Here is a 25,460-nt window from a genome sequence, read left to right on the forward strand (position 1 = left end):
CGCCAGAACCCTGTCGTTTTTATGCTTTTGTGCTTTCAAATCCTTCAGGCAGTCGCACCTCATAGGGCTGAGAAAAATAAAATTCTTCGATATTGTCGCCGTCACCACCGCGGTCGATAACGATAAAATCCTGTTTTGCGCCAATCGGGGTCAAGACCCCGTGCCAGACATTGCGGTGATAATTTATGCCCTGCCCGGGGGCGGTGATGAAGGCTTGCGGTGTGCCGGGGCCTTCGCGCCCGTCCGGGCACACGACCACCAGAAAGGGGCGCGGCGAAAGCGGCATGAAGGCCTGACTGCCGAGAGGGTGGCGCTCGACCATGGCAAGCTTGAGCGGAAAATCATAAGGCGTGCCGCAAAAAATCGAAAGCAGAACCCGGCCATTGGGGCCGCCTGCCTCCACTTTTGCAAGATCGTGATAACGCTGGCATTTGCCTTGATTGATCGGGTAGTGATTGTGCCAGTCGGTATCGAGCACATCACCAAAATCTGCGAAATTTTCGCGCGTCAGCGCCTTGGCGGTAAGGGTCCTGCTCATGCTGACCGTCCAAAACCGCCAAGGGCTGCATGGCGGTTGACATCCTTGTAAAGCAGATAGCGGAAATCACTGGCCCCACCTGCATAACAGGCCTGCGGGCAGAAGGCGCGCAGCCACATATAGTCGCCAGCCTCTACCTCCACCCAGTCCTGATTGAGGCGGTAGACGGCTTTGCCCTCCAGCACGTAAAGCCCGTGTTCCATGACATGGGTCTCGGGAAAAGGAATGATGCCGCCCGGCTTGAAGGTGACGATGGTGACATGCATGTCGTGGCGAATATCTTGCGGGTCAACAAAGCGTGTGGTTGCCCATTTCCCATCTGTATCGGGCATGGAAAACGGAGAAATATCGTTTTCATTGGTAAAGATCGGGTCAGGCACATCAATGCCGTCAACAAATTCATAAGCCTTGCGAATCCAGTGAAAACGGGCGGTTTTCTCGCTGTTATTGCGCAGGCTCCAACCGCTTGCCGGGGGCAGGAAGGCATAGCCGCCGGGGGTGAGATGGTGGGCTGCGCCATCCAGCGTAACGTCAATTTCGCCCTCAACAACAAACAACACGCCTTCGGCATCCGCATCGGGCTCTGGCCGCTCACTGCCGCCGCCGGGCTGCACTTCCATGATATATTGCGAGAATGTTTCGGCAAAACCGGAAAGCGGACGGGCAATCACCCAGAGGCGCGTCTTGTCCCAAAACGGCAGATAGGAGGCGACAATGTCGCTGAATTCCCGGCGTGGAATGACGGCATAGGCATTGGTGAAAACGGCGCGGTCGGTGATCAGGTCGCTTTGCGGCGGCAGGCCGCCTTTGGGAGCATAATAGGCACGTGCGGACATGGCGGTAATATCCATTTTATAGAGGCAAAAGGTCTTTCAGACGCAGATAGGCAATGCGCTCTACCTGCCGACAGGCGGTTGAAAATTCCGTATCGCGATCATTGTCAAGGCGTTGCTGGAAAGCTTCCAGAATGGTCGCCTTGGTGTTGTCTTTTACGGCAATGATAAAGGGAAAGCCAAATTTCTCCACATAGGCGGCATTGAGCCGGGTAAAGCTGTCGCGCTCTTCATCGGTCAGAGCGTCAAGCCCGGCGGACGCCTGCTCGGCAGTTGATGCGCGGGTCAGTCTTTTGGCCTGTGCCAGCTTCCCGGCAAGGTCGGGATGGGCGTTCAAGACGCCAAGGCGTTCAGTTGCGGTTGCCGTGCGAAAGGCCCGGCACAAGGCATTGTGCAATCCGGCGGCGCTGTCATGGGCTGCCCCAAGCTCCAGCTTGAAGGCGCGCTCTGCAATCCAGGGGGAATGCTCAAAAATGCCACCAAAAGCCTGAATGAAATTGACTTCGTCCATGCGCGAGGGGCGCAGTTTGGGGGCCTTGTAAGGATGGTGCTGTTTCCAGTGCCGGGCAATGTCGATGCGGCGCGGCAGCCACACTTTATCATGAGATTTCACATAATCGATAAAGCGTTTGAGTGCCGCCACCCGCCCCGGACGACCGATCAACCGGCAATGCAGGCCAATCGACATCATCTTGGCGCTGCCCTGGCGGCCTTCCTCATAAAGCGTGTCAAAAGCATCCTTCAGATAGGTGAAAAACTGCTCGCCCTCGGTAAAGCCTGCCTGAATGGCAAAGCGCATATCATTGGCGTCAAGCGTATAGGGAATGACAAGCTGCGGCTCGATGGCGTTGCCATGGCCGTCATGATCGAGCCAGTAGGGCAGATCATCGTCATAACTATCGGAAATATAGTCAAAACCGCCTTCGGCTGCCGCCAGTCGGACGGAGCAGGCCGAGGTTCGGCCCAGATAAATGCCTTTCGGGCGCTCGCCCACCACTTCCGTGTGCAGCCGGATTGCCTCGACAAGATCGGCGCGCTCAGCTTGTTCGTCATGGTCGCGATAGTCGATCCAGCGCAAGCCATGTGAGGCGATTTCCCAGTTTGCCGCCTGCATGGCGGCCAGTTGGTCGGGGGAGCGCGCAAGGGCTGTGGCCACGCCATAGATGGTGATGGGCACATCTTCTTGCGTAAACAGCCGGTGCAGCCGCCAGAAACCGGCGCGCGCCCCATATTCATAGATGGATTCCATATTCCAGTGGCGTTGGCCAGGCCAGGGGGCGGCCCCGGTTATTTCAGACAGGAAGGCTTCGGAGGCCTTGTCACCGTGAAGGATGCAGTTCTCACCGCCTTCTTCATAATTGAGCACAAATTGCACGGCGATATGCGTACTATTCGGCCATGCCGCATCCGGTGGATTGGCTCCATAACCACGCATGTCACGGCAATAACGCATGTTCGACAATCTCCCGGTCCGTCGCTACATTATCAGAATATCCAAAGGAAAAGACTGACATTCCCCTTGAAAAATTTGAAAGTGTTTTTTGGGCTTGTGTCTGTCTACGGGGCTTATGCCATACGGGTAAATGGCGCACAATTGATTGTGGTTTGGCGTGAAAGGGGGGCTCAGGTGGAAGCAGAGACGGATAGGGCAGGCGGCCGCTTGACGACGCATGTGCTTGATACGGCATCGGGCAAACCGGCAGCCGGGCTGCATATCGAGCTGTTTCGCATTGAAAATGGCCATCGGACTGCCATTACAAGCATGATCACCAATGCCGATGGGCGTTGTGATGGCCCGCTTTTGAGTGGAGAGGAATTTCGCATTGGCGACTATGAGCTGGTGTTTGCCGCAGGTGATTATCTGCGCGCCCAGGGCGTGGATCTGCCGGCGCCTGCGTTTCTTGATCTTGTGCCAATTCGCTTTGGCATGGCGGAGCAAAAGCACTATCATGTGCCTTTGCTCATATCGCCTTATGGGTACTCCACCTATCGGGGGAGCTGACGCGATGGCTGTCAAGATACGCAATGAGCTGCGCTTTATTCTAAACGAGTGTGATGTGGTGCTCAAGGACGCGGCACCCGACCTGACCCTGCTCGACTGGCTGCGTCTGTCGCGCAATCTGCGTGGCACCAAGGAAGGCTGCGCCGAGGGCGATTGCGGCGCCTGCACCGTGCTTGTCGGCAAGCGGGTCGATGGTGGACTGGTCTATGAAGGCGTCAATGCCTGTATCCGCTTCATGGGGTCGCTCGATGGCTGCCATATCGTCACCATCGAGCATCTTGCCTGTGATAATGGCGGGTTGCATCCGGTGCAGCAGGCCATGGTTGATTTTCATGGCTCGCAATGTGGTTTTTGCACACCGGGCTTTGTCATGGCGCTGTATGGCTTGTGGATGAGCGCGCCAAATCCCTCTGATTTTGCCATTGAGAAGGCATTGCAGGGCAATCTGTGCCGCTGCACCGGCTATGAACCCATCATCCGTTCAGCGCGAGCCATTTCCACCTATGGGGCAGTTGCCGATGATCCGCTGGCAAGAGAGCGCCAGTCAATTGCACAAAGGCTGGCAGCCATGGATGACGGTTTGCGCGTTGAGCTTGGCGAGGCGCAAGGGCGCTTCATCGTGCCCGCAAATATCGATGATCTTGCCACGGTTCTGGAAGCTGAGCCGACGGCGACAGTGATTGCCGGCGCAACCGATGTTGGTTTGTGGGTCACCAAAATGATGCGCGATATTTCCCCGGCCATTTTCATTGGCGAGGTGAAGGAACTGCGCTCAATGCGTGAGGAAAACGACATTATCAGCATTGGTGCTTGTGTCACCTATAATGAGGGTTTTGCGTTTTTAACCCGCCATATTCCAGCCCTTGGCCATTTGATTGCCCGTATTGGTGGCGAGCAAATCCGCAATGCAGGCACTATTGGCGGCAACATCGCCAATGGGTCGCCCATTGGCGACATGCCTCCGGCCCTGATTGCGCTTGGCAGCACGCTGACATTGCGCAAAGGTTCAGAGCGTCGCACCATTTTACTGGAAGATTTCTTCATCGCTTACGGCAAGCAGGACCGCCGGCCCGGCGAATTTGTCGAGGCTGTACATGTACCGGTGCCGCAGTTGGGGTCGGACTGCCATTATGCGGTTCACAAGATTTCCAAACGCCATGAGGAAGATATTACCGCAACACTTGGGGCGTTTTATCTGGAACTGGAAAAGGACGGCACGGTCAAGACGGTGCGCATTGCCTATGGCGGCATGGCGGCAACGCCGAAGCGGGCAGGTGTGGTGGAGGCCGCCCTGATTGGCAAGCCATGGGAGGAAGCGTCGATTGAAGCCGCACTTGGCGCTTATGAGCAGGATTTTGCCCCGCTAAGCGATATGCGCGCGACGAGCACCTATCGGATGCTGGTGGCCAAAAATCTGCTCCGGCGTTTTTATCTGGAAACATCCGGCGCAAAAATCCCGATCCGCGTGTCGCGGCAGAAAGCGGCGGCCTGAGCAGGTGGCGGGGGAGGATAAGGCAATGAGCAGGCCGATGACGGGACATTTGCCCGATGAGAAAACAGACAGGATTGCAGGTGGTGTTCATACACCAACGCATCATGATTCCGCGCATAAGCATGTGACCGGCACGGCAGTTTATATTGACGATATGCCAGAGCCTTCCGGCACGCTTCATGCCGGGATTGGCTTTGCCACGGTCGCACATGGCAGCATCAAATCCATGGATTTGTCAGCCGTGTATGCAGCCCCCGGCGTGGTTGATGTTTTGACGTATAAGGATATTCCCGGCGTCAATGAGATTTCGCCCAGCGGCATGCAGGATGATCCCGTGCTTGCCGTGGACAGAGTGGAGTTTCACGGCCAGCCAATTTTTTGCGTGATTGCCAAAACACGCGATCAGGCGCGCCGCGCCGCGCGTCTGGCTAAAATTTCCTATGAGGAACTGCCAGCCATTCTTGATATTTGGGCGCTGGATGCTGAAACGCATCGGCAGGTGAGCACGCCTTTGACCCTGAAACGTGGCGATGCAGCCAGCGCGCTTGCCGCATCGCCGCGCCGGGTGAAAGGACGTATGCAGCTTGGCGGGCAGGACCATTTTTATCTGGAAGGGCAGGTGTCGCTGGCGGTTCCGGGCGAAGATGACGAGGTGGTGGTCTATTGTTCGACGCAAGGGCCAAGCGAAACCCAGCATATGATTGCGCAAGTGCTGGGCGTGCCCAGCCATGCGGTTACCGTGGAAGTGCGCCGCATGGGCGGCGGCTTTGGCGGCAAGGAAACACAGGCCAATCAATGGGCGGTGCTGGCAGCTGTTGCGGCAAAGAAGCTGAAGCGCGCCGTCAAGCTGCGCCTTGACCGCGATGAAGACATGATGGCCACCGGCAAGCGGCATGATTTTGCCATTGATTATGATGTCGGCTTTGATGAGGAAGGCCGCATTCTTGGCATTGATTACACTTTTGCGCTGCGCGCCGGATTTTCTGCCGATCTGTCCGGTCCGGTTGGCGACCGGGCGCTGTTTCATTGCGACAACGCTTATTTCTTCCCGCATGTGCATGCAAAATCGGCGCTGCTTTACACCAATACGGTCTCAAACACCGCTTTTCGGGGCTTTGGCGGGCCGCAAGGCATGGTGGGGGCCGAGCGCGTCATTGACGAGGTGGCTTTTGCGGTCGGCAAGGACCCGCTGGAAATCCGCAAGCTGAATTTTTATGATGCGATGGGCGTGGCGGGTGAACGCAACCTGACCCCCTATCATCAAAAGGTGGAAGACTGCATCATCCAGCGCATTGTTGCGGAACTGGAAACAAGCGCTGACTATGCCGCCCGGCGCAAGGCAATTGAAAAATTCAATGCAACAAGCCCGGTGGTGAAGCGCGGGCTGGCGCTGACACCGGTAAAATTCGGTATTTCTTTTACCAAAACGGAAGCCAATCAGGCCGGGGCGCTGGTGCATGTCTATGCCGATGGTTCGGTGCATATGAACCATGGCGGCACTGAAATGGGGCAGGGCCTGCATTTGAAGGTTGCACAAGTGGTGGCCGAAGAATTCCAGATTGATCTTGACCGGGTCAAAATTACCGCCACCACGACAGGCAAGGTGCCCAATACGTCGCCGACCGCTGCCTCGTCAGGGGCTGACCTGAACGGCATGGCGGCCCAGAATGCGGCGCGCCAGATCAAGGAGCGGCTGATTGATTTTGCCATGGAAGCACATCGCGTTCGGCGTGATCAGGTGGTGTTTTTGCCCAATCGGGTGCGCATCGGCAATGAAGAAATTTCCTTCAACGAATTGGTGCGCCAGGCTTATATGAACCGGGTGCAGCTTTCGGCGGCCGGGTTTTACAAGACGCCGAAAATCCACTGGGACCGTGCCAGGGGCCGGGGCCATGCCTTTTATTATTTTGCCTATGGGGCAGCCTGTTCGGAAGTGTCGGTTGATACGCTGACCGGTGAATATGTGGTGGAGCGTACCGACATTCTGCATGATACCGGCCGCTCGCTGAATGAGGCCATTGATATCGGTCAGGTTGAAGGCGGCTTCATTCAGGGCATGGGCTGGCTGACCACCGAGGAATTATGGTGGGATGACAAGGGCCGTCTGCGCACCCATGCGCCATCCACTTACAAGATCCCGCTGGCGTCAGACCGGCCCAAAATCTTCAATGTTGCGCTGACCGACTGGTCGCAAGCCTATGAGCCGACCATCCATCGCTCCAAGGCCGTGGGGGAGCCGCCGCTGCCGCTCGGGCTTTCGGTGCTGCATGCGCTGTCGGATGCAATTGCCAGTGTCGCCGATCATAAAATCTGTCCGCGCCTTGATGCGCCTGCGACACCGGAGCGGGTCTTGATGACGGTGGAGCGCCTGAGAGCAGGGGCAGGGACAAGAACAAGGGCAGGGGCGGAGGCATGAGATGGCCTCATTTACGCGTGATCTGAAAAATTTTCTGGAGCGCAGCGAGCGCTTTGCACTGGTTAAGGTGGCGGACACGAAAGGCTCCACCCCGCGTGAAAAAGGTGCGTTCATGCTGGTCTCACCATCGACCAGCCATGGCACGATTGGCGGTGGCCAACTGGAATATATGGCCATTGATGAAGCGCGCCAGTTGCTGGCCAGGGGCAAGGCCGCAACCATGCTGGATGTGCCGCTGGGGCCTGAAATCGGTCAGTGCTGCGGTGGGCGTGTTGTGGTGGAAATTTGTGCTGGCGATGATGCGCTGGCCAAAGATTTGATCAGTAAGGCCAGGCAGCAGGAGGCAGAACTGCCGCATCTGTATATTTTTGGCGGTGGCCATGTCGGCAAGGCGATGGCGGCGGCAAGCCTGCTGCTGCCGGTTCATGTTGTGGTGGTGGAGACACGCGCCCATGAACTGGAAGAAATTGCCCCCGGCATTGCAACATTGCTGACGCCGATGCCGGAAGAAGCGGTGCGCGCCGCCCCCAAAGGTTCAGCCTTTGCTGTGCTGACCCATGATCATGCGCTGGATTTTTTGATTGTTGCCGAGGCGCTGAAGCGCGGTGATGCAGCCTATGTCGGCATGATTGGCTCCAAAACCAAAAAAGCCACGTTCCGAAGCTGGTTTTTAAAATCAGCAGGCGGAACGGAGAAGGAATTTGCACAACTTGTCTCCCCCATTGGCGGGGCTTTGGTGCATGACAAGCGGCCAGCGGTGATTGCCGCACTGGCCGCTGCCGAAATCATGACGGCGCTGGCTCTGCATGAAAGTGCGAAGACTGCATCGCCTTCAGGCTGTTTATGAAAAGATTATTCTTTTTCCTGTGTGTGGGCTTCCAAAAACCACAAGAACTTGTCGAGCGAGCGTGAATAGCCGGTAAAAATGTCGGCACTGTTGGCATCGCCCGCCTGCTCGGTCTCCTCAATGGCCTTGCGGGCATTTTGGGCGGCTGCGGAATAGGCGTCAAGCAGGGCTGCCAGATGGTCCTTGGTCTTGTAAATATCGGTCGGATATTCCTTTAGCGTGCTGTCCTTGGCGACAATTTGCGAGGTCCCAAGCGCCGTGCCGCCAAGCTGCACGGCCCGTTCGGCAATTGTATCGGCATGATCGTCCAGTTCAGTGCGGAATGTATCGAGCATTTCGTGAATGGCGATGAATTGCGGGCCTTTTACGTTCCAATGGGCCTGTTTGGTGATCAGTGCCAGGTCGATGGCATCGGCAAGACGTGCATTCAAAACTTCAATGGAGGAAGCCCGCGTGTTGGATTTCAGGTCGTTGCGGGTTGGGATCATTGTCATAAAAGATGTCCTTTCCATGATAAACAGCCAAGGCAATTGGCAGCCGGTTTAAAAATATCCAGAGCATTTTGTAAGTACAGATGAAATCATCTGACGTCGCACAAGTGCTCTAGCGCACCGCCAGGGCGGCTGGAACAAAACTTTAAAAGCAAGACGGCAAAGACCGCTGCATATATGAGGCGCAAAAAACTGTCCGCCTCACTGTTAATGTGGTAATTTAAAAACGGTTCCTCAAGCGCCTGCGGCTATTTGCCAGTCGGGGTGGCGGCCAAACCATTAAGCTTTTCACGGATGAGCCGCTGGCACCGCTCGGCCATGAAATCGAGCAACATGCGCACCTTGGTGTCCTGAAGTTTCTTGTGCGGATAAACGGCGGCAAGCTGCACCGGTGTTGGCGGTGTTTGCGTCAGGATTTCACGCAAATGCCCGTCGCGCAGATAGGCTTCCACCTCAAAGCGGGGCTTGTTGATGATGCCGCGCCCGGCCAGCGCCCATTGGGTCAGCACATCGCCATCGTCGCTGTCATAAGGCCCGTGAAACTCGAATTTCTGTGGCCCGGACGGGGTTTGCAGTGTCCAGTAGAATTCACGCGAGCCGGGATAGCGCAGCATCAAACAATCATGTTTTTTCTTGATCAAATCGCTGATCTGGGCGGGTTCGCCGCGCTTTTCCAGATAATCGGGGGCGGCCACCAGCACCCGCTCACACTCCATGATGCCGCGTAAACGCAGTGATGAATCTTCAATGTCGCCCAGCCGGAATGCGACATCAATGCCTTCTTTTAAAATATCAACCGTGTGGTCGGAGAGCCGCAGCCGCACCTCGATATCAGGGTAAAGGTCATGAAATTCCGGGATGCCGGAGGCAATCAGTCTGCGACCCAGCCCTAAGGGCGCGGTCACGCGAATGGTGCCACGCGGCTGACCGGACAGATTGGCAATGCTGGCTTCCGCCTTGGCGATGGCTGCCAGAATCTGCTTGGCTTCGCTGTAGAATATGCTGCCATGTTCGGTCGGCATCAATTGGCGCGTGGTGCGGTTGAACAACCGCACACCCAGATGTTTTTCAAGTTCCTTGATGCGATTGGAGGTGACAGCCGGGGAAATGCGCATGTCACGCCCGGCTGCCGACAGGTTTCCCAGTTCAATGACGCGGACGAAAACGGCAATATTGTCCAGATAGGCCATGTGGTTCTTGTCGCGCTCCGGTTTTTATAAAAAGACGATAATAGTTTCCATTTTTTTTTGAAAGTCCTCGTAAGTCTACCCCCTTTCCCTTTGGCTGGCAGGCCTTAAAGTCGCTTCTGCTCGAATGGGAGGAAACATGCTCGATTTTGCAATTTTCTGGGACTGGTTATCGTTTGGCGTGCGCTGGCTGCATGTCATCACCGCCATCGCCTGGATCGGCTCATCCTTCTATTTCGTGGCGCTGGATCTGGGCTTGCGCCAGCGCCCCGGTCTGCCGGAAGGAGCTTTTGGTGAGGAATGGCAGGTTCATGGTGGCGGTTTTTATCATATCCAGAAATATCTGGTGGCGCCTGCTGAAATGCCGGAGCACCTGACCTGGTTCAAATGGGAAAGCTATGCCACTTGGCTGTCGGGCTTTGCGCTGTTGTGCATCGTCTATTATGCGGGTGCTGATCTTTACCTGATCGATCCCAATGTGCTTGATGTTTCGGTGCCGGTCGGCATCGGCATTTCACTGGCCACAATCGGCATTGGCTGGTTGTTTTATGACAATCTGTGCAAATTCTCGCTTGGCAAAAGCGATACCGGCCTGATGGTCCTGCTCTATGGCATATTGGTGTTTCTTGCCTGGGGGCTGACGCATCTGTTTACCGGACGGGCCGCTTTCCTGCATCTGGGGGCCATTACGGCCACCATCATGTCGGCCAATGTGTTCATGGTCATCATTCCCAACCAGAAGATTGTGGTGGCGGATCTGATTGCCGGGCGCAAGCCGGACCCCAAATATGGCCAGATCGCCAAGCAGCGCTCGGTGCACAATAATTATCTGACACTGCCCGTTTTGTTCTTGATGCTGTCGAACCACTATCCGCTGGCGTTCGCTACCCAGTATAATTGGGTGATCGCCTCATTGGTGTTTCTGATCGGGGTGCTGATTCGCCACTATTTCAATACCTGCCATGCCCGAAAGGGCAATCCTACCCATGCCCGCAAGGGCAACCCGACATGGACATGGCTGGCGGCTGCCATTTTGTTTGTCATCATCATCTGGCTGTCAACCGTGCCGAAAGTGCTGACGGGCGAACCGGAAGCGGAAGTGTCTGCAACCGCGCAGAGTTATATTGCGTCAACCCATTTTGCATCGGTGCGGGACACGGTGATGGGGCGCTGCTCCATGTGCCATGCGCAAGAGCCGTTTTATGATGGTATCTATCATGCGCCCAAGGGGGTGATGCTGGATACGGATCGGGCAATTGCATCTCATGCCCGTGAAATCTATTTGCAGGCAGGCCGCAGCCATGCCATGCCGCCCGCCAATGTGACCCAGATGACGGATCGGGAGCGGCAATTGCTGATTGCCTGGTTCGAAGAGGGACGAAAATGACAGCATGATCTGCTAATATCTTTTGGCGGCATGTTTTTTGTAAAAAAATCTCCAGAGGAAATTGCCATGACCGAAACCCTTTTACGGGGTCGCACACTTACCTTTTTGCGCTGGCCGGAAACGATCGATGATCATGGGGCATGGCGCTATGAGGAAGATGGCGCTCTGCTGATGAAAGAGGGGCGCATCATCGCTGCCGGTTCCTATGCCGAGGTTGAGGCAAAGGCTGGCGAGACTGTCAAAAAGATTGATCATCGGCCCCATCTTCTGTTGCCGGGCCTGATTGATGCACATGTTCATTTTCCGCAAATGCAGGTCATTGCCTCTTATGGTGCAGAACTGCTGGACTGGCTCAATAATTATACCTTCCCGGAAGAGACCAAATTCCTGAACACACAGCACAGCCGCCGCATTGCGCGGTTGTTTTTAGATGAAATGATCCGCCACGGCACCACCACGGTTGCCGCCTATTGTTCGGTGCACAAGGAATCGGCAGAGGCTTTTTTTGCCGAATCGCATGACCGCAACATGCTCAATATTGCCGGTAAGGTAATGATGGACCGCAATGCGCCGGAAGGGCTAAGGGATACGCCGCAATCATCTTATGACGATTCCAAGGCGCTGATTGCGCAGTGGCATGGCACAGGTCGCCAGCATTATGCCATCACACCGCGCTTTGCCATTACCTCGACGCCTGCGCAGATGGAGATGGCGCAGGCATTGGTGACAGAGTTTCCCGATCTGCATGTCCAGACGCATCTGTCGGAAAATCATGATGAGATTGCCTATAGTTGCGAGCTTTATCCGCAGGCCAGAGACTATACGGATATTTATGCCAGATATGGCCTTTTGGGTCAGCGCACGCTTCTTGGCCATTCGATCCATTTGTCAGAGCGGGAGGCTGATGTGTTGTCCGAGACAGGCTCGGTGGTGGTGTTTTGTCCCACCTCCAACCTGTTTTTAGGCTCCGGCCTGTTTGATTATCAGCGCTACCGGGCCCGTGAAAAGCCGTTGCGCATTGCTGCTGCCACCGATGTTGGCGGCGGCACCAATTATTCCATGCTGCGCACCATGGATGAGGGCTACAAGGTGATTGCCCTGCAGGGCAAAAAACTGAACCCGTTCCAGTCCTTTTGGCAGATGACGCAGGGCAATGCACAGGCGCTGTCTGTGACTGAACGGGTGGGCACACTGGAAGAGGGCAGCGAGGCCGATATTGTTGTTCTGGACAGTCGCGCCACGTCTGTCATGGGTTTGCGCATGGAAAGCATCAACTCACTGGCCGAAGAATTGTTTCTGTTGCAGACGCTGGGCGATGACCGCGCCGTGCGTGAGGTTTATATCGCTGGCAAACCGGCCAAAAGCATTCTTGGCGTGTGAGCTTGTCTGGGTTGAAAACACAAGTGGCCGGGCAAAAATCTGCCTGATGGGAAGATTGTGAGCATGGACCCAAAGCCCTTTTTAACCTCGATTTTTAGAGCCGCAGTCGCCGCCGCTGACCCGCAGCGCACCATTGGCAGCCATCTGCCAGCGCGGCCCAAAGGGCGCACCATTGTCGTGGGGGCAGGCAAGGGGGCAGCACAAATGGCGGCCGCTTTTGAAAATCTGTGGGAGGGGCCGCTGGAGGGGCTGGTCGTCACCCGCTATGGCTATGGTGCGCCAACACAGCGCATCAAGATTATCGAGGCGGCTCACCCGGTGCCGGATGAGGCCGGTGTGCAGGCGGCGCAGCAGCTTTTGGCGCTGGTGAAAGGTTTAAGTGAGGATGACCTTGTCGTGGCGCTGGTATGTGGCGGTGGTTCAGCCCTTTTGCCAGCGCCTGCCGGTTCGCTCACACTTGCCGATGAGATTGCCGTCAATGAAGCGCTGCTGGCATCGGGTGCGCCCATCTCGGTCATGAACATGGTCCGCAAACATGTTTCCTCCATCAAGGGGGGACGGCTGGCGGCTGCTGCCTTTCCGGCTCGTGTTGTCTCGCTGATCGTTTCCGATATTCCTGGCGACAATCCGGCGCTGGTGGCTTCCGGCCCCACGGTCCCTGATGCTGCCAGCCGGGCTGATGCCTTAAAGGCAATTGCGACTTACGGCATTCAATTGCCGCAAGCTGTGATGGCGCATCTGGAGACTGCACAGGCCGATGCGCCGGCTCCTGATGATGAGTGTTTCTCGCGCAATGAGGTGAAACTCATTGCCTCGGCTGCCGTTTCACTGGAGGCTGCAGCCAATGAGGCCAAAAGACAGGGGATCGAGGCTGTCATCCTGTCTGATTCCATTGAAGGCGAAGCGCGCGAGGTTGGCTCGGTCCATGCGGCCATTGTGCGTGAGATTGCAAGCCGCAACCGGCCTTTTGCCAGGCCGGTGCTGCTGCTGTCTGGCGGTGAAACCACAGTCACGCTGCGCGCAAAGGGCAAGGGCGGGCGCAACACTGAATTTTTGCTGTCCTTTGCGCTTGGCATCGATGGTTTTGATGGAATTGACGCTTTGGCGGCCGATACGGACGGCATTGATGGGTCCGAGGACAATGCCGGGGCATTTTGCAATGGGCAAACTATTGGGCGGATGCGGGCGGTCGGAATTGATGCGCGCGCCATGCTTTCCGCCAATAATGCATGGACGGCTTTTGAGGCGACCGGCGATTTGTTTGTGCCGGGACCAACCGGCACCAATGTCAATGATTTTCGCGCTATATGGGTGCGCTGATTTACAAATAAATCAGCCGGAAATATCGATCACACCGCAATCACCGGCATCGCTGCCAAAAGCAATGCGGCGCTCTTTTTTGTCCCATGCCATGGAGGTGATGGCGCCCTTGCCGCCACGGCGCAGCAGAACTTCCCTGGAATCGGCAAAGCGCGCTGCCAGCACCATGCCGTCATTATAGCCGATGGCTGCAATGTCCTGACCGGGGTGACAACTGACGCATGTAACCATGGCGTCACCACGTGTGCCCAGTTCCAGCGGCGCCTTGCCCATTGGCCCATCCTTGCCCTGAAACGGCCAGATAATGGCTGCCGGTGCACCTGAACTGGCCAGCCAGCGGCCCTTTGGCGCCCATGACAGGCTTTTGACCTTGGCTGGATAGCCGGTCATGCGCATATGTTTGCCGTCAGCCAGCTTCCAGCCATGAAGAGCGTTTTCCTGCATGGTGGTGACAAGAAAATTGCCATCGGGCGAGAATGTGATACCGGTATGGGCGCCCGCCCATTCCAGTTCGACCGGTGTGCCTTCGGTGGCGGCAAAATGCAGTGTCGCTCCATTATAGCGGGCAACGCCAATGCGCATTCCCTTTGGGGCGAATGAAACCCCTTCAACCGAGCGCGGATGGGCAAATTCTTTCACCTTACCGTCAGCAAAGCGCACAAAGGCGCTGCGGCCTGTAGCATAGGCAAGTGCGCCTTGCGGGCCTGCGGCAACGCTGGTGATCCATTTGCGTCCCGCTTGGGCCAATTCTTCGACCTCACCGCCGGGTTTGACGGCAAAAATCTTGCCATCTTCGCCGCCGGTAATCAGCCGGTCGTTGGCGCGGTCATGAAAGGTGCAGAGCAGGCCGTCATTGGCCTGTGTGCTTTTATGGCCATGATCGAGCCGGTGAATGGAGCCGTCGGCCAGCACAAAATGCGGCACATCGGCCAGAAAGACTGCGGCCATGCAATGGCCGTCGAGATCGAGCGGGGCAATGGTTGGCATGTCGGAATCACGCGGCCTGACAGGCTTCAAAGCTTCTGCGAAGCCTGTCTTCGTCAAGCTCGCGCCCGATAAAGACCAGACGGCTTTCGTGTTTTTCACCGTCTTTCCAGGGCCGCTGGTGGTCACCTTCGATAATCATGTGAACCCCTTGCAGGACATAACGCTCCGGGTCATCCTTGAAGGCGACGATGCCCTTGAGGCGCAAGATATTGGGGCCTTCCATCTGGGTGATCTTTTCAATCCATGGAAAGAATTTTTTCGGGTCCATTTCCCCGCCGCGCAGGGAGATAGAACGCACAGTGACATCATGGATCGGTGAGGCGTGGTCATGATCATCATGATCATGGTCATGATGGTGATGGTGATGATCGTGATCATGGTCGCAGTCGGGGCCGCAGACATGATCATGGTCATGGTCATGGTCATGCTCATCAAGAAAATGCGGATCGTTTTCCAATGTGCGTTTCAGGTCAAAAGCACGGCGGTCCAGAACCTCGCTCAGATCCACGCCGGAACGCTGGGTGCGGTGGATTTTCGCCGCCGGGTTGATGGCGCGCACGGTTTTCTCCACCGCCTGCAATTCTTCTTCTGACACCAGATCGGTCTTGTTGAGAACAATCACATCGGCAAAGGCAATCTGGTCTTCGGCTTCTTTTGAATCTTTGAGCCGCAGCGGCAAATGCTTGGCGTCAACCAGCGCCACAACCGCATCGAGCTGTGTTTTGGCACGCACATCATCATCCATGAAAAAAGTTTGCGCGACCGGAGCAGGATCGGCCAGGCCGGTGGTTTCGACGATAATGGCGTCAAAACGGCCGGGGCGGCGCATCAGGCCTTCAACCACGCGGATCAGATCGCCGCGCACCGTGCAGCACACGCAGCCATTGTTCATCTCGTAGATTTCCTCGTCGGATTCCACGATCAGATCATTATCGATGCCGATTTCGCCAAATTCATTGACGATGACCGCATAACGCTTGCCATGGTTTTCCGACAGGATGCGGTTGAGCAGCGTGGTCTTGCCCGCTCCCAGATAGCCGGTCAGCACCGTTACGGGGATTTGTGGTGCGGTTTCACCAGAGGGCGTGGAGGTGGTTTGCGTGTCGCTCATGAGAACCTCGAAATGGATATGCGTTTTCATATAGGCAGTGGCAATGGCAATTGCACGGGGCCACAGCATAAGGCTTGCAGCCGGACGCGTGCTGGCCCAAAAGACTTATGAGGGATCATCATCAAAAGTCTGACATTGGTGTGAATATGACCGGTCGTTTACAAGAAAGCGCAACGCCTGTCAGGGCCATTTTATATATGGTCGCCACTTATGTGCTGTTTACCTTTCTTGACACAACGAGCAAATATGTCGTGCTGGCAGGCGTTACCCCTTTATTTGCCGCATGGGTGCGTTTTGCCGGCCATATGGTTTTAGTTCTTGTCCTGTTCAGAGGCTGGCGTAAACCGGCGCGTTTTCGTCCCGCAAACCTGTTTTTGCAGGGGATGCGCGGTGCTCTTCTGGCCACAACCACGCTTTTCAACTTTCTGGCGCTGCTGACCCTCCAACTGGCTGAAACCACCTCGATTTATTTTTTCGGGCCCATGGTGATTACCGCCCTTGCCGGACCATTTCTGGAGGAAAAGGCCGGCTGGCGACGCTGGATGGCGATCCTGGTTGGCTTTATCGGTGTTCTGGTGATCACCCGTCCGGGTGTCGGAGCCTTTGGCATGGGCCATGTTTTTGCGCTGGGCGCGGTCCTGTCAAATTCGTTTTATGTGATCATGACAAGGCGCATGTCGGCCAGTGAAACAGCCGAAAGTCTGATTTTTTATTCTGCTCTGGCCCCGACTGTCCTACTGATGCCGCTGGTTCTTCTCAATGGATGGCCGTCACTGGAGCCGGGCCTGTGGGGCCTGCTGCTTTTTCTGGGTGTTTTTGGCGGTCTTGGCCATTGGTGCCTGATTAAGGCCTATTCTCAGGCAACGACCACGGCGCTGGCGCCTTATCCTTATTTGCAGATGATATGGATCATCCTTGCCGGCTGGCTGGTTTTCAATCAACTGCCCGATGGCTGGACCCTTGCCGGTTGCGGTATCATTGTCGCCAGCGGTCTTTATATCATGGCGCGGGAGCGTCAGTTGCGGGTTCACAACCGTGCGGTTCCGGGCGCAGAGACAGAGGTTTTGGTGAAAAAACTTTGACTTGAGGGCCAGCGGTGGCATAAGCCGGATTTAAAATGTTTAAAACGCTGTCACTCGATCCTTATAGGCCTTAGAAGCCATCAGGGCCGTGACGCGCGTCAAATATGGGTGGGGAGACGCGAAACTGGCGCAAAAGGTCAAGCTTTCCACAATTGCCGATGCGCTTGGCGTATCGACAGCCACAGTGTCGCTGGCGCTGCGCGACAGCCCGCTGGTGGCTGTGTCAACCCGGCAACGCATCAAGGACTATGCGCGTGAGATCGGTTATATCTATAACCGCCGGGCCGCGTCATTGCGCACCTCGCGTTCAGGCATTGTCGGCGTGGTGGTTCATGACATCATGAACCCTTTTTATGCAGAAATTTTACGCTCCATCGAGCATGAGCTGGATCGTTCACGCCAGACATTTCTTTTGTCCAATCATTATGACAAGCTCGACAAGCAGCGCACCTTCATTGATACGCTTTTGCAACTGGGGGCCGATGGGGTCATCATGTCGCCCGCTATCGACACACCGGCAGCCGACATCCGCATGGCAGTGGAAAACGGTCTGCCTGCGGTGCTGATTGCTCGCGATGTCGAGGGGGCGCATGCGCCGGTATTTCGTGGCGATGATGCATATGGCACCGCATTGGCGACCAATCATCTGATCTCGCTTGGCCACAAGCGCATTGCCATGATCGGCGGCACGGATGAAACATCCACCGGCCGTGACCGCTATCAGGGCTATCTCCATGCGATGCAGGAGGCAGGGCTTGAGGTCAGACCCTCATGGCGTATTGCCGGACCGCGCACCAAGCAGGGGGGCTTTGAAGCGGCAAATCAGTTGCTGGCCCTGAAGGACAAGCCGACGGCCGCCTGTTGCTGGAACGATCTTGTCGCCATCGGGCTCATGAACGGCATTGCGCGCGCCGGGCTGATACCGGGCGTGGATATTTCCGTCACCGGCTATGATGATCTGGAGGAGGCAGCCATTGCCACGCCTGCACTGACCACCGTCTGGAACGGCCAGCGTGAAGTTGGCCGCCGTGCCGCCAGCGCCCTTCTCGACAAGCTTAATGGGCAGACTGTTGGCCCGACCCCGCAACTTATCAAGCCGGAGCTGCATGTGCGCCAATCCACCAGCCGCCCGGTGGAGCGTTAGTCATGACTGATACAACCGGGCCCGCCACCATTCTGGTTTCAGGAAAAGTGCATGAGCATGTGGTGGCGCGTATCGACAAGGCTTTTCGTCTTGTCACAATTGAACGCCCGGACCCGTCGCTGCTTTCTGATGAGGATATTGCCGCCGTGCGGGGACTGACGGCCTTCGGTAATGTTGATGCAGCCCTGATCGATGCGTTTCCCAATCTTGAAATCATTGCCAATTTTGGTGTCGGTTATGATTCGGTTGATGCTGTTCATGCAGCTTCCAAAAACATTATGGTGACCAACACGCCTGATGTGCTGACCGAGGAAGCGGCCGATCTGACAGTGGGGCTGCTTTTGGCCGTTTTGCGCGAAATTCCAAAGGCTGAAGCCTGGTTGCGGCAGGGCAGATGGGGCGGGCAGGGCGCCTATCGCTACAGCCCGCTGAGCCTGCGCGGTCGCAGCATTGGCATTTTCGGCCTTGGCCGGATCGGTCGGGCGGTGGCAAGGCGGCTGGAGGCATTTGACGTGCCGATTGCCTATCACAATCGCAGGCCGGTGGCCGATATATCTTATGCCTATCATCCGACCCTGGAAGGGCTTGCCAAAGCCGTTGATACGCTGGTGTGCATTGCGCCTGGCGGTGCGGAAACGCAAAAGGCGATCAATGCCCGCATCCTGAAGGCGCTTGGCCCTGAAGGTGTGTTGATCAATACGGGGCGCGGCAGCACTGTTGATGAAGAGGCATTGGCAGCAGCTTTGGAGGATGGCACGATTGCGGCTGCCGGTCTTGATGTGTTTGCCGATGAACCGCATGTGCCGCAGGTGCTGCTTGGCGCCCCTAATACAGTGCTTCTGCCGCATATTGCTTCGGCATCGGTGCGCACACGCCGCGCCATGGCCGATTTATGCGTGGATAATCTCGTTTCGTGGTTTGTCGAGAAAAAAGCGCTGACGCCAGTGCCGGAAACCGCACATGTAAAGGCAAGATAGCGCTGGTTTTACAGCCTATTCCGCCGCGTTGCGGTTTGCCTGCTTTGCAGCCGCGTGTTGGCGCACGGCATCACCGAATGCCGTAAACAGCTTTTGCGATGCAGTGTCGGATTTCAGCCAGTATTCGGGGTGCCATTGCACACCCACTGCAAAGGCTTTTGCCTCCTTGACCGAAACGGCTTCCACCGTTCCGTCCTCGGCCAGCGCCTCGATCTGAAGGCCGGGCGCCAGACGCCCGGTGGCCTGCCGGTGCACGGAGTTGACATCAATAGTGCCTGTGCCAAACACGCTGGCAAGACAGGTTCCGGGCTTGACTGTCACAGTCTGGCGGATGGCGAAACGCTCATCTTGATTGTCACTGACCGGAGCGCGGTGATCGAGATTGCCCTCTTGTTCCTGAATTTCTGTGGCCAGCGTGCCGCCAAGGGCGACATTGAGTTCCTGAATGCCCCGGCAAATGGCCAGCAGCGGTACACCGCGCTCGATCGTCTTTCGGATCAGCGGCATGGTGGTGGAATCACGAGCAATGTCATAGGGGCCGTTTTCCTCGCCAGCATCGCCACCATAAAGGGCGGGATGGACATTTGATCTGGAGCCGGTCAGCATCACGCCATCAACCGCTGACAGCAAGGCGTCTAGATCGAGACGCTCTCCCAATGAAGGCAGCATGACGGGCAGTGCTCCGGCGCCATTGAGCACCGCTTCCAGATATTGTTGGGGGGCTGCGTGCCAGATGTAGTTTTCAAATTCTTTCACGTCTGTGGAGACGGCGATCAAGGGCTGCGTCATCTGCAAGGTCCGGTACATGGCTGAGAATTATCTTCCTTTGAATAGGAGATTTTTGGCGCATATGCCATGCCCACTTTATTTCGGTAGAAGAAAGCTGGGCATCTGTGGACGAAAGCCGGTCATGACAGAATGCTGTTGCGCGCCCAGACGTGGAGGGCCATTTTGTACTTGCGTCAGAGGTTTCCATCTGGCGAAAAAATGCTTTAAAAGTTTTCTTAAGGCGATGATGTCATCCTTGGCGGCGTGGGGTGAGTGCCGGATGTGACCACGACCAAAAAAAAAGAACTGCCTGACGACGTTTATATTCCGTTCGTGGAGACATTGTTCCGCGACGCTTTTACGCTTGCCATCGGAATTTCGGCGCAAACAGCGCTGATGGCGCTGGTCTGGGCCAAGTCTGGAGACACGCTCTTTCTGATGCTGGCAGTCGTATTGGCGTTTGTCGGCGTGGTGCGTGTTCTCAATATGCGCCATTACTGCGCCTTGCCGGCTATCAAGAACCGCGAGGAGGCGCGCAGCCGCGAAAACCATTATATTATCTATGGTTCGATGCATGGCCTTGTGCTGGGAACCTTCTGCCTCGTCGCCATCTATTCCGCGCAGGACGCCTTTTCCGAGATTGCAGCGGTCTGTATTGTTCTGGCGACTGCAACCGGCATTGCCGGTCGCAATTATGGCTCGCCGCGCATGGTCAATATCCTCATCCTGATGCTGGCCGGTCCAATGGCGCTGGGTTTCATTTTGCGTGGCGATTTTTACCATGTGACGCTGGGCCTGTTGTCGGGTCCATTTCTGCTGGCCATTCACCGTTATGCCGACACGGTGCGGGATGTGCTGTTTTCAGCCATCTCGGCTGAAAAGCTGGCCAGTCGCCTGGCGCAGCGCTTCAATCGGGCGCTCAACACCATGCCGCACGGGCTTGTCATGCTCGATCCGGAGGGCAAGGTGGTGGTGGCCAATGCCGAAGCGGCCCGTCTGATGTCGTTTAACTCTCCCGATGACCTGCTTGGGCGCACGGTGCGCTCGCTGCTCATGCGCGGCGTGGTGAGCGGGATGCTGACGCGCAAGGATTGCGAATTTATCGAAAAGAAATTGACAAAAGCCTTGCGCGAAGGCCGGGGCGGCAAGGTTCTGGTCGGATTTTCCAATGGGCAGCATTATGAATTTTCCGCGCGCGAAGGCAGTCAGGAACTCGGGGTCATCACATTTGAGGATGTGAGTGCACGCGTTCAAACCGAAGAGCATATTCGCTTCATGGCCCGTTATGACAGCCTTACCGGCCTGCTCAACCGTGCTTATTTTCACGAACTGGTGGGTGAAAGTCTAAACAGCGGGGATCAGACCCGTTATTGCGCCCTTGTCATTGTCGATCTTGATGATTTCAAGAGTGTCAATGATATGGTCGGCCATCCGGTGGGCGATGGACTGATCTATGCCGTGGCTGAACGGCTTGCCCTTTTTGTTGCTCCCGGTGTCAAGGTTGGTCGCTTTGGTGGCGATGAGTTCATGCTGTTTTTCGATCATGTGAAGGGTGAGGATCATCTTGCCCGCTTGATGGATGAAGTTTTTGCCGGGCTGCAGGGCGATGTTGATGTTGCGGGCCATTTGCTGCGCATTCAGGTGAGTGCGGGGGCTGTTCTTTGCCGGGTCGGCATGAGTGAGGTCGATGATATGATCGTCAAGGCCGATCTGGCGCTCTACAAGGCCAAGGATCTGGGCAAGAATGGCTGGCAGCTTTTTGAATCTTCGATGGACGATGCTTTCCGCGACCGCCAGAAAATGAAGATGGACCTGCGCAACGCCGTTGAAACCGGCACATTGCGTATTGTTTACCAGCCTATCGTCGCCATGACCACGATGCGTATTGCCGGTTGTGAGGCGCTCTGCCGCTGGGATCATCCAGAGTTCGGGCCGATCTCGCCGGGTATTTTCATTCCGCTGGCGGAAGAGATGGGGATTATTTCGCAGATCAGCACCTTTATGCTGAATGCCGCCTGTATCGAATGTGCAAGATGGCCCGAACATACGAGTGTTTCGGTCAATCTGTCGGCCAAGGACTTTCGCAATCGAGAGGTGGTTGACAAGGTTCGTGATGCGCTCGACGCAGCGGGGCTTGCCCCGCATCGCCTTGAAGTGGAGGTGACTGAAACAGCTCTTTTGGATGACAAGTCGGAAACAGGCCAGATTCTTAAAGATTTGAAATTGCTGGGTGTGCGCATTGCGCTTGATGATTTCGGCACCGGCTATTCCAGCCTGAGCTATCTGCACAAGCTGCCGCTCGACAAGGTCAAGATTGACCGTTCCTTCCTGTCGGATGTGACCCAAAGCTCACGCTCGCTGGAACTGCTTAAAGGCATTGTGTCCCTGTCGCGTTCACTGGGGCTGACGGTGACGATTGAAGGTGTTGAAACATTCGAGCAGCTTCGCACCCTGTCGCAGCATATCGATCCTGACCTTGTTCAGGGGTTTTTGTTTGGCGCCGCCTTGAGCGCTTCAGGCATTGAAACCATGTCAACCACGCGCTGGCCTTTTGCGCATGATACGGTCATTGCCTCTGGCGCGACATTAAGTTGAGACTTTGCTTGTGGCTTCGGTGTTATTTAATTAAAATTTTACATGTGTGCTTCTACGCTTACCTTATGAGTGCGCTCGAACACAGGTAAGTTGATGGCAATCCGGCAATTGAAGCTGAGTGCGGATACAAGGCAGCTAAGGTCGGGCCCAGCCAGTTCAGGTTTTTCCGACAAGGTTTTTGAACTTCTCAACCGCTCTGAATATCGCCGCTGCGACCGGGGCGAGGATCTGGAGGATATTTATCGCCTGCGTTACAAGGCTTACCGCTTCAATGACATGGTTCCTGATGCTGATACGCATATCATCAGTGACGCGCTGGATGAGACGCCCAATGTCTACAGATTTGGTGTCTATGTAGATCAAAACCTGATCTCCACCATGCGCATCCATCACGTGACGCTGGAAACCCCGTTCTCGCCTTCTGTGCAGGCATTTGGCGATATTGTGATGCCGATGCTGGAGGCGGGTGACACGTTCGTGTGCATGAGCCGACTGGCTTCAGACCCGGAATGGACGCGCATTTACCCGCAACTGGTTTATGTGACGCTGCGGCTGGCGGGCATGGCTTGCGAGTATTTCAATGCCCCTTATGGCCTGTCGACCGTGCGTGAAGACCATGCCGGTTTTTACAAGCGTGTCTATTATTCACAGCAGATCAGCGAAGCGCGCGCCTATCCGGGCGTGTTCAACAAGGTCATGCTGTTTCGCACCAACGCCCTTGCCAATCGCGACCGCTTCTATACGCGCTTTCCTTTCTTCCGCTCCACCCAGTGGGAGCGGCGGCTGCTTTTTGCGCCGATGGCAGAGGGGGAATTGCAGCCTTTGACCATTCTGCCCAGCGCCCGTTATCTGGGCGATGCGAGTTGAGATTTTAACCGCATTTGTGCGACGTCAGATGGTGCCATCTGTACTTACAAAATGCTTTAACGCAGCAGGCGTGAGACGATCTGCGCCGTATAATCGACCATGGGAACGATACGGGCATAGTTGAGCCGCGTCGGGCCAATGACGCCAAGTGCGCCGACAATGCGGGCTTGCGCATCCCGGTAAGGGGCAACGACCACCGAGGAGCCGGACAGCGAAAACAGCTTGTTTTCCGAGCCGATGAAAATACGCACCCCCGGTCCTTCCTCGGCAAGGTCGAGCAGTTGTAAAAGCCCATCCTGTGTTTCCAGATCGTCAAACAGGTTCTTGAGCAGTTCCATATCGGCTTGCGCGGTGATGTTTTCCAGCAGATTTGCCCGTCCCCGCACAATCAGCCGCGAAGGCAGATCGCTTTCGGTACCCGCCCACACCGCCAGTCCTTTTTCTACCAGATCCTGCGATAAAGTATCGAGGGCAGCGCGTGTTTCTTCCTTGATGCGGGCAATTTCTGTCTTGGCTTCAGCCAGAGTGCGACCGCGTATATGGGCATTAAGGAAATTGGACGCCTCATGCAGTTGTGAGGCGGTCACTCCCTCCGGCAGGTCGATGATGCGGTTTTCAACATCGCCATTGCGCGACACCAGCACGGTCAGCGCCTTGTCGGGGTCAAGCTGGATGAATTCGATATGTTTGAGGGCTGCCTCGCTCTTGGCGGTCAGCACCAGCCCGGCCCCACGCGAGACACCAGACAGCAACTGGCTGGCTTCGGTCAAAATATGTTCAAGTGAATTGTCCTGGCCCGAGGCCTTGATCTGGGTTTCGATGCTGCGGCGTTCCTCATCGCCCAGATCGCCGATTTCCATGAAGGCATCGACAAAGAAGCGCAAACCCGCTTGTGTGGGCAGCCGTCCGGCCGAAACATGGGGCGCATAGATCAGGCCCAGATGCTCCAGGTCGCTCATCACATTGCGGATCGTGGCAGGTGAAAGCGAGGCTGGCAGAATGCGCGACAGGCTGCGCGACCCCACCGGATCGCCATCATGCAGGTAAGAATCGACAATGCGCCGGAAAATATCACGTGAGCGTGCATCCAGCGATTGCCATTGCGACATGGCCTGCGGTGATGTTGGCGACGAACTGTGTTTTGTCATCTGAAAAAACCTCTGTGACAAGGATATAGATGGGTTCACCACCAGTGCAAGCTGCCCTTTTCCTTTGCGCATCGGGGCTGCGGAGGCTACAAGCCGCTTCAAAACCTGCACACTTTTTTAGAAAGACCAATATGCGCCCTTCCAAACGCCAGCCCGATGAAATGCGCTCCATCTCTTTTGAGCGTGGCTTTTCCAGACATGCCGAAGGCTCCTGTCTCGTCAAATTTGGTGACACGCATGTGTTGTGCACGGCAAGCCTTGAGGAAAAAGTGCCGGGCTGGATGCGCAATTCCGGCAAGGGCTGGGTGACGGCTGAATATGGAATGTTGCCGCGCTCGACGGGTGAGCGGATGCGCCGTGAAGCAGCGGCAGGCAAGCAGGGTGGCCGCACACAGGAAATCCAGCGTCTGATTGGCCGTTCCTTGCGCGCTGTCGTTGATATGCAGGCGCTGGGTGAGCGGCAGATCACCATTGACTGCGATGTGTTGCAGGCTGATGGGGGCACACGCACGGCGGCCATTACCGGCGCCTGGATTGCGCTGCATGATTGCCTGAGCTGGATGGAGGCGCGCCAGATGGTGAGTGTGCAGCGCGTTTTGAAAGATCATGTCGCAGCTATTTCCTGTGGCCTCTATAATGGTGCGCCGGTGATCGACCTGGATTATCTGGAAGATTCTGCTGCCGGAACCGATGCCAATTTTGTCATGACCGGCAAGGGCGGCATTGTTGAAATTCAGGGTACGGCCGAAGGCGAGCCTTTTTCTGAAGCTGATTTTGCAGAATTGTTGGGCCTTGCCCGCAGCGGTATTTCCCGGCTGGTGGAATTGCAGAGGCTGGCGGTTGCTTGAGAGCATGATCCTAGAAAAGTTGCAGACTTTTCAGACAAGA

At 56.1% G+C, this 25,460-nt stretch carries 22 protein-coding genes; 13 read left to right on the forward strand and 9 right to left on the reverse strand.

The window, feature by feature from the left end:
• Positions 1 to 19 precede the first annotated feature (19 nt).
• Genes ACFPLB_RS03580 through puuE form a run of 3 tightly spaced genes read right to left on the reverse strand, consistent with a single transcriptional unit; the run spans position 20 to position 2,824 of the window.
• Complete coding sequence (locus tag ACFPLB_RS03580) at positions 20 to 538, reverse strand: ureidoglycolate lyase (RefSeq protein WP_378227903.1); 519 nt, start codon at positions 536 to 538, stop codon at positions 20 to 22.
• Positions 535 to 1,374, reverse strand: a complete 840-nt coding sequence (locus ACFPLB_RS03585; protein WP_378227905.1) for a bifunctional allantoicase/(S)-ureidoglycine aminohydrolase — start codon at positions 1,372 to 1,374, stop codon at positions 535 to 537. The genes ACFPLB_RS03580 and ACFPLB_RS03585 overlap by 4 nt, the downstream gene beginning before the upstream one ends.
• A 16-nt stretch (positions 1,375 to 1,390) precedes the next feature.
• Complete coding sequence (gene puuE / locus ACFPLB_RS03590; protein WP_378227907.1) at positions 1,391 to 2,824, reverse strand: allantoinase PuuE; 1,434 nt, start codon at positions 2,822 to 2,824, stop codon at positions 1,391 to 1,393.
• A gap of 174 nt (positions 2,825 to 2,998) precedes the next feature.
• On the opposite strand from puuE, the gene uraH reads away from it, so the two are divergent.
• The 4 genes from uraH to xdhC are packed head-to-tail and all read left to right on the forward strand — an operon-like array spanning position 2,999 to position 8,128.
• Positions 2,999 to 3,373 (forward strand): hydroxyisourate hydrolase, encoded by a 375-nt coding sequence (gene uraH, locus ACFPLB_RS03595; protein ID WP_378227908.1) that lies wholly within the window; start codon positions 2,999 to 3,001, stop codon positions 3,371 to 3,373.
• Between the two features lie 4 nt (positions 3,374 to 3,377).
• Positions 3,378 to 4,865 carry a xanthine dehydrogenase small subunit gene (gene xdhA / locus ACFPLB_RS03600; protein WP_378227909.1) on the forward strand — a complete coding sequence of 496 codons (1,488 nt, stop codon included), beginning with the start codon at positions 3,378 to 3,380 and terminating at the stop codon, positions 4,863 to 4,865.
• Between the two features lie 37 nt (positions 4,866 to 4,902).
• Positions 4,903 to 7,281: a xanthine dehydrogenase molybdopterin binding subunit gene (gene xdhB, locus ACFPLB_RS03605; protein WP_378228375.1), complete on the forward strand. Its 2,379-nt coding sequence runs from the start codon at positions 4,903 to 4,905 to the stop codon at positions 7,279 to 7,281.
• A gap of 1 nt (position 7,282) precedes the next feature.
• Complete coding sequence (gene xdhC / locus ACFPLB_RS03610; RefSeq protein WP_378227910.1) at positions 7,283 to 8,128, forward strand: xanthine dehydrogenase accessory protein XdhC; 846 nt, start codon at positions 7,283 to 7,285, stop codon at positions 8,126 to 8,128.
• 5 nt (positions 8,129 to 8,133) lie between these two features.
• Here xdhC and dps read toward each other — a convergent pair whose 3' ends face one another.
• Positions 8,134 to 8,622 (reverse strand): DNA starvation/stationary phase protection protein Dps, encoded by a 489-nt coding sequence (gene dps, locus ACFPLB_RS03615; RefSeq protein WP_378227911.1) that lies wholly within the window; start codon positions 8,620 to 8,622, stop codon positions 8,134 to 8,136.
• A 245-nt stretch (positions 8,623 to 8,867) separates the two neighbouring features.
• Positions 8,868 to 9,809, reverse strand: coding sequence for a LysR family transcriptional regulator (locus tag ACFPLB_RS03620; protein ID WP_378227912.1), 942 nt, complete (start codon positions 9,807 to 9,809; stop codon positions 8,868 to 8,870).
• Positions 9,810 to 9,945: 136 nt separating this feature from the next.
• Here ACFPLB_RS03620 and ACFPLB_RS03625 point away from each other — a divergent pair, with 136 nt between their 5' ends.
• The 3 genes from ACFPLB_RS03625 to ACFPLB_RS03635 all read left to right on the forward strand — a co-directional run bounded on the left by ACFPLB_RS03625 (position 9,946) and on the right by ACFPLB_RS03635 (position 13,893).
• Positions 9,946 to 11,193 (forward strand): urate hydroxylase PuuD, encoded by a 1,248-nt coding sequence (locus tag ACFPLB_RS03625; protein WP_378227913.1) that lies wholly within the window; start codon positions 9,946 to 9,948, stop codon positions 11,191 to 11,193.
• A gap of 66 nt (positions 11,194 to 11,259) precedes the next feature.
• Positions 11,260 to 12,573 (forward strand): guanine deaminase, encoded by a 1,314-nt coding sequence (guaD, locus tag ACFPLB_RS03630; RefSeq protein WP_378227914.1) that lies wholly within the window; start codon positions 11,260 to 11,262, stop codon positions 12,571 to 12,573.
• A 54-nt stretch (positions 12,574 to 12,627) separates the two neighbouring features.
• The gene (locus ACFPLB_RS03635; RefSeq protein ID WP_378228376.1) at positions 12,628 to 13,893 is read left to right on the forward strand and encodes a glycerate kinase type-2 family protein; all 1,266 of its coding nucleotides are present in this window, start codon (positions 12,628 to 12,630) and stop codon (positions 13,891 to 13,893) included.
• A gap of 12 nt (positions 13,894 to 13,905) precedes the next feature.
• Here the strand turns inward: ACFPLB_RS03635 and ACFPLB_RS03640 are convergent, their stop codons facing one another.
• Positions 13,906 to 14,880 (reverse strand): WD40 repeat domain-containing protein, encoded by a 975-nt coding sequence (locus ACFPLB_RS03640; RefSeq protein ID WP_378228378.1) that lies wholly within the window; start codon positions 14,878 to 14,880, stop codon positions 13,906 to 13,908.
• Positions 14,881 to 14,887: 7 nt separating this feature from the next.
• Entirely contained in the window at positions 14,888 to 15,991 is a 1,104-nt protein-coding gene (locus tag ACFPLB_RS03645) for a CobW family GTP-binding protein (RefSeq protein ID WP_378228379.1), read from the reverse strand.
• 140 nt (positions 15,992 to 16,131) lie between these two features.
• Here ACFPLB_RS03645 and ACFPLB_RS03650 point away from each other — a divergent pair, with 140 nt between their 5' ends.
• The 3 genes from ACFPLB_RS03650 to ACFPLB_RS03660 all read left to right on the forward strand — a co-directional run bounded on the left by ACFPLB_RS03650 (position 16,132) and on the right by ACFPLB_RS03660 (position 19,194).
• Entirely contained in the window at positions 16,132 to 17,073 is a 942-nt protein-coding gene (locus ACFPLB_RS03650; RefSeq protein WP_378227915.1) for a DMT family transporter, read from the forward strand.
• A 124-nt stretch (positions 17,074 to 17,197) separates the two neighbouring features.
• The gene (locus ACFPLB_RS03655) at positions 17,198 to 18,217 is read left to right on the forward strand and encodes a LacI family DNA-binding transcriptional regulator (RefSeq protein WP_378228380.1); all 1,020 of its coding nucleotides are present in this window, start codon (positions 17,198 to 17,200) and stop codon (positions 18,215 to 18,217) included.
• Positions 18,218 to 18,219: 2 nt separating this feature from the next.
• The gene (locus ACFPLB_RS03660) at positions 18,220 to 19,194 is read left to right on the forward strand and encodes a 2-hydroxyacid dehydrogenase (protein WP_378227916.1); all 975 of its coding nucleotides are present in this window, start codon (positions 18,220 to 18,222) and stop codon (positions 19,192 to 19,194) included.
• 15 nt (positions 19,195 to 19,209) lie between these two features.
• On the opposite strand, the gene ACFPLB_RS03665 is transcribed toward ACFPLB_RS03660, so the two are convergent.
• Positions 19,210 to 19,983, reverse strand: coding sequence for a gamma-glutamyl-gamma-aminobutyrate hydrolase family protein (locus tag ACFPLB_RS03665; RefSeq protein ID WP_378227917.1), 774 nt, complete (start codon positions 19,981 to 19,983; stop codon positions 19,210 to 19,212).
• Between the two features lie 261 nt (positions 19,984 to 20,244).
• Here ACFPLB_RS03665 and ACFPLB_RS03670 point away from each other — a divergent pair, with 261 nt between their 5' ends.
• Positions 20,245 to 22,557 (forward strand): putative bifunctional diguanylate cyclase/phosphodiesterase, encoded by a 2,313-nt coding sequence (locus tag ACFPLB_RS03670; protein ID WP_378227918.1) that lies wholly within the window; start codon positions 20,245 to 20,247, stop codon positions 22,555 to 22,557.
• Between the two features lie 93 nt (positions 22,558 to 22,650).
• A complete protein-coding gene (locus tag ACFPLB_RS03675) occupies positions 22,651 to 23,424 on the forward strand; it encodes an N-acyl amino acid synthase FeeM domain-containing protein (protein ID WP_378227919.1) in 774 nt (257 codons plus the stop codon).
• A 56-nt stretch (positions 23,425 to 23,480) separates the two neighbouring features.
• On the opposite strand, the gene hrcA is transcribed toward ACFPLB_RS03675, so the two are convergent.
• Complete coding sequence (hrcA, locus tag ACFPLB_RS03680; RefSeq protein ID WP_378228381.1) at positions 23,481 to 24,533, reverse strand: heat-inducible transcriptional repressor HrcA; 1,053 nt, start codon at positions 24,531 to 24,533, stop codon at positions 23,481 to 23,483.
• A 170-nt stretch (positions 24,534 to 24,703) separates the two neighbouring features.
• Between hrcA and rph the strand changes: the two genes are divergently transcribed.
• Positions 24,704 to 25,420: a ribonuclease PH gene (gene rph / locus ACFPLB_RS03685; protein ID WP_378227920.1), complete on the forward strand. Its 717-nt coding sequence runs from the start codon at positions 24,704 to 24,706 to the stop codon at positions 25,418 to 25,420.
• Positions 25,421 to 25,460: the final 40 nt, after the last annotated feature.

Origin of the sequence: Aquamicrobium segne, from assembly GCF_042656785.1 — a bacterium.
In the GTDB taxonomy this organism is placed as follows: domain Bacteria; phylum Pseudomonadota; class Alphaproteobacteria; order Rhizobiales; family Rhizobiaceae; genus Mesorhizobium; species Mesorhizobium segne.

Bases quoted from the DNA above. Each gene is read 5' to 3' on its own strand.
- ACFPLB_RS03580 (WP_378227903.1), bottom strand. From the start codon at position 538: ATGAGCAGGACCCTTACCGCCAAGGCGCTGACGCGCGAAAATTTCGCA.
- ACFPLB_RS03585 (WP_378227905.1), bottom strand. From the start codon at position 1,374: ATGTCCGCACGTGCCTATTATGCTCCCAAAGGCGGCCTGCCGCCGCAA.
- puuE (WP_378227907.1), bottom strand. From the start codon at position 2,824: ATGCGTTATTGCCGTGACATGCGTGGTTATGGAGCCAATCCACCGGAT.
- xdhA (WP_378227909.1), top strand. From the start codon at position 3,378: ATGGCTGTCAAGATACGCAATGAGCTGCGCTTTATTCTAAACGAGTGT.
- xdhB (WP_378228375.1), top strand. From the start codon at position 4,903: ATGACGGGACATTTGCCCGATGAGAAAACAGACAGGATTGCAGGTGGT.
- xdhC (WP_378227910.1), top strand. From the start codon at position 7,283: ATGGCCTCATTTACGCGTGATCTGAAAAATTTTCTGGAGCGCAGCGAG.
- dps (WP_378227911.1), bottom strand. From the start codon at position 8,622: ATGACAATGATCCCAACCCGCAACGACCTGAAATCCAACACGCGGGCT.
- ACFPLB_RS03620 (WP_378227912.1), bottom strand. From the start codon at position 9,809: ATGGCCTATCTGGACAATATTGCCGTTTTCGTCCGCGTCATTGAACTG.
- ACFPLB_RS03625 (WP_378227913.1), top strand. From the start codon at position 9,946: ATGCTCGATTTTGCAATTTTCTGGGACTGGTTATCGTTTGGCGTGCGC.
- guaD (WP_378227914.1), top strand. From the start codon at position 11,260: ATGACCGAAACCCTTTTACGGGGTCGCACACTTACCTTTTTGCGCTGG.
- ACFPLB_RS03640 (WP_378228378.1), bottom strand. From the start codon at position 14,880: ATGCCAACCATTGCCCCGCTCGATCTCGACGGCCATTGCATGGCCGCA.
- ACFPLB_RS03645 (WP_378228379.1), bottom strand. From the start codon at position 15,991: ATGAGCGACACGCAAACCACCTCCACGCCCTCTGGTGAAACCGCACCA.
- ACFPLB_RS03660 (WP_378227916.1), top strand. From the start codon at position 18,220: ATGACTGATACAACCGGGCCCGCCACCATTCTGGTTTCAGGAAAAGTG.
- ACFPLB_RS03665 (WP_378227917.1), bottom strand. From the start codon at position 19,983: ATGACGCAGCCCTTGATCGCCGTCTCCACAGACGTGAAAGAATTTGAA.
- ACFPLB_RS03675 (WP_378227919.1), top strand. From the start codon at position 22,651: ATGGCAATCCGGCAATTGAAGCTGAGTGCGGATACAAGGCAGCTAAGG.
- hrcA (WP_378228381.1), bottom strand. From the start codon at position 24,533: ATGTCGCAATGGCAATCGCTGGATGCACGCTCACGTGATATTTTCCGG.
- rph (WP_378227920.1), top strand. From the start codon at position 24,704: ATGCGCCCTTCCAAACGCCAGCCCGATGAAATGCGCTCCATCTCTTTT.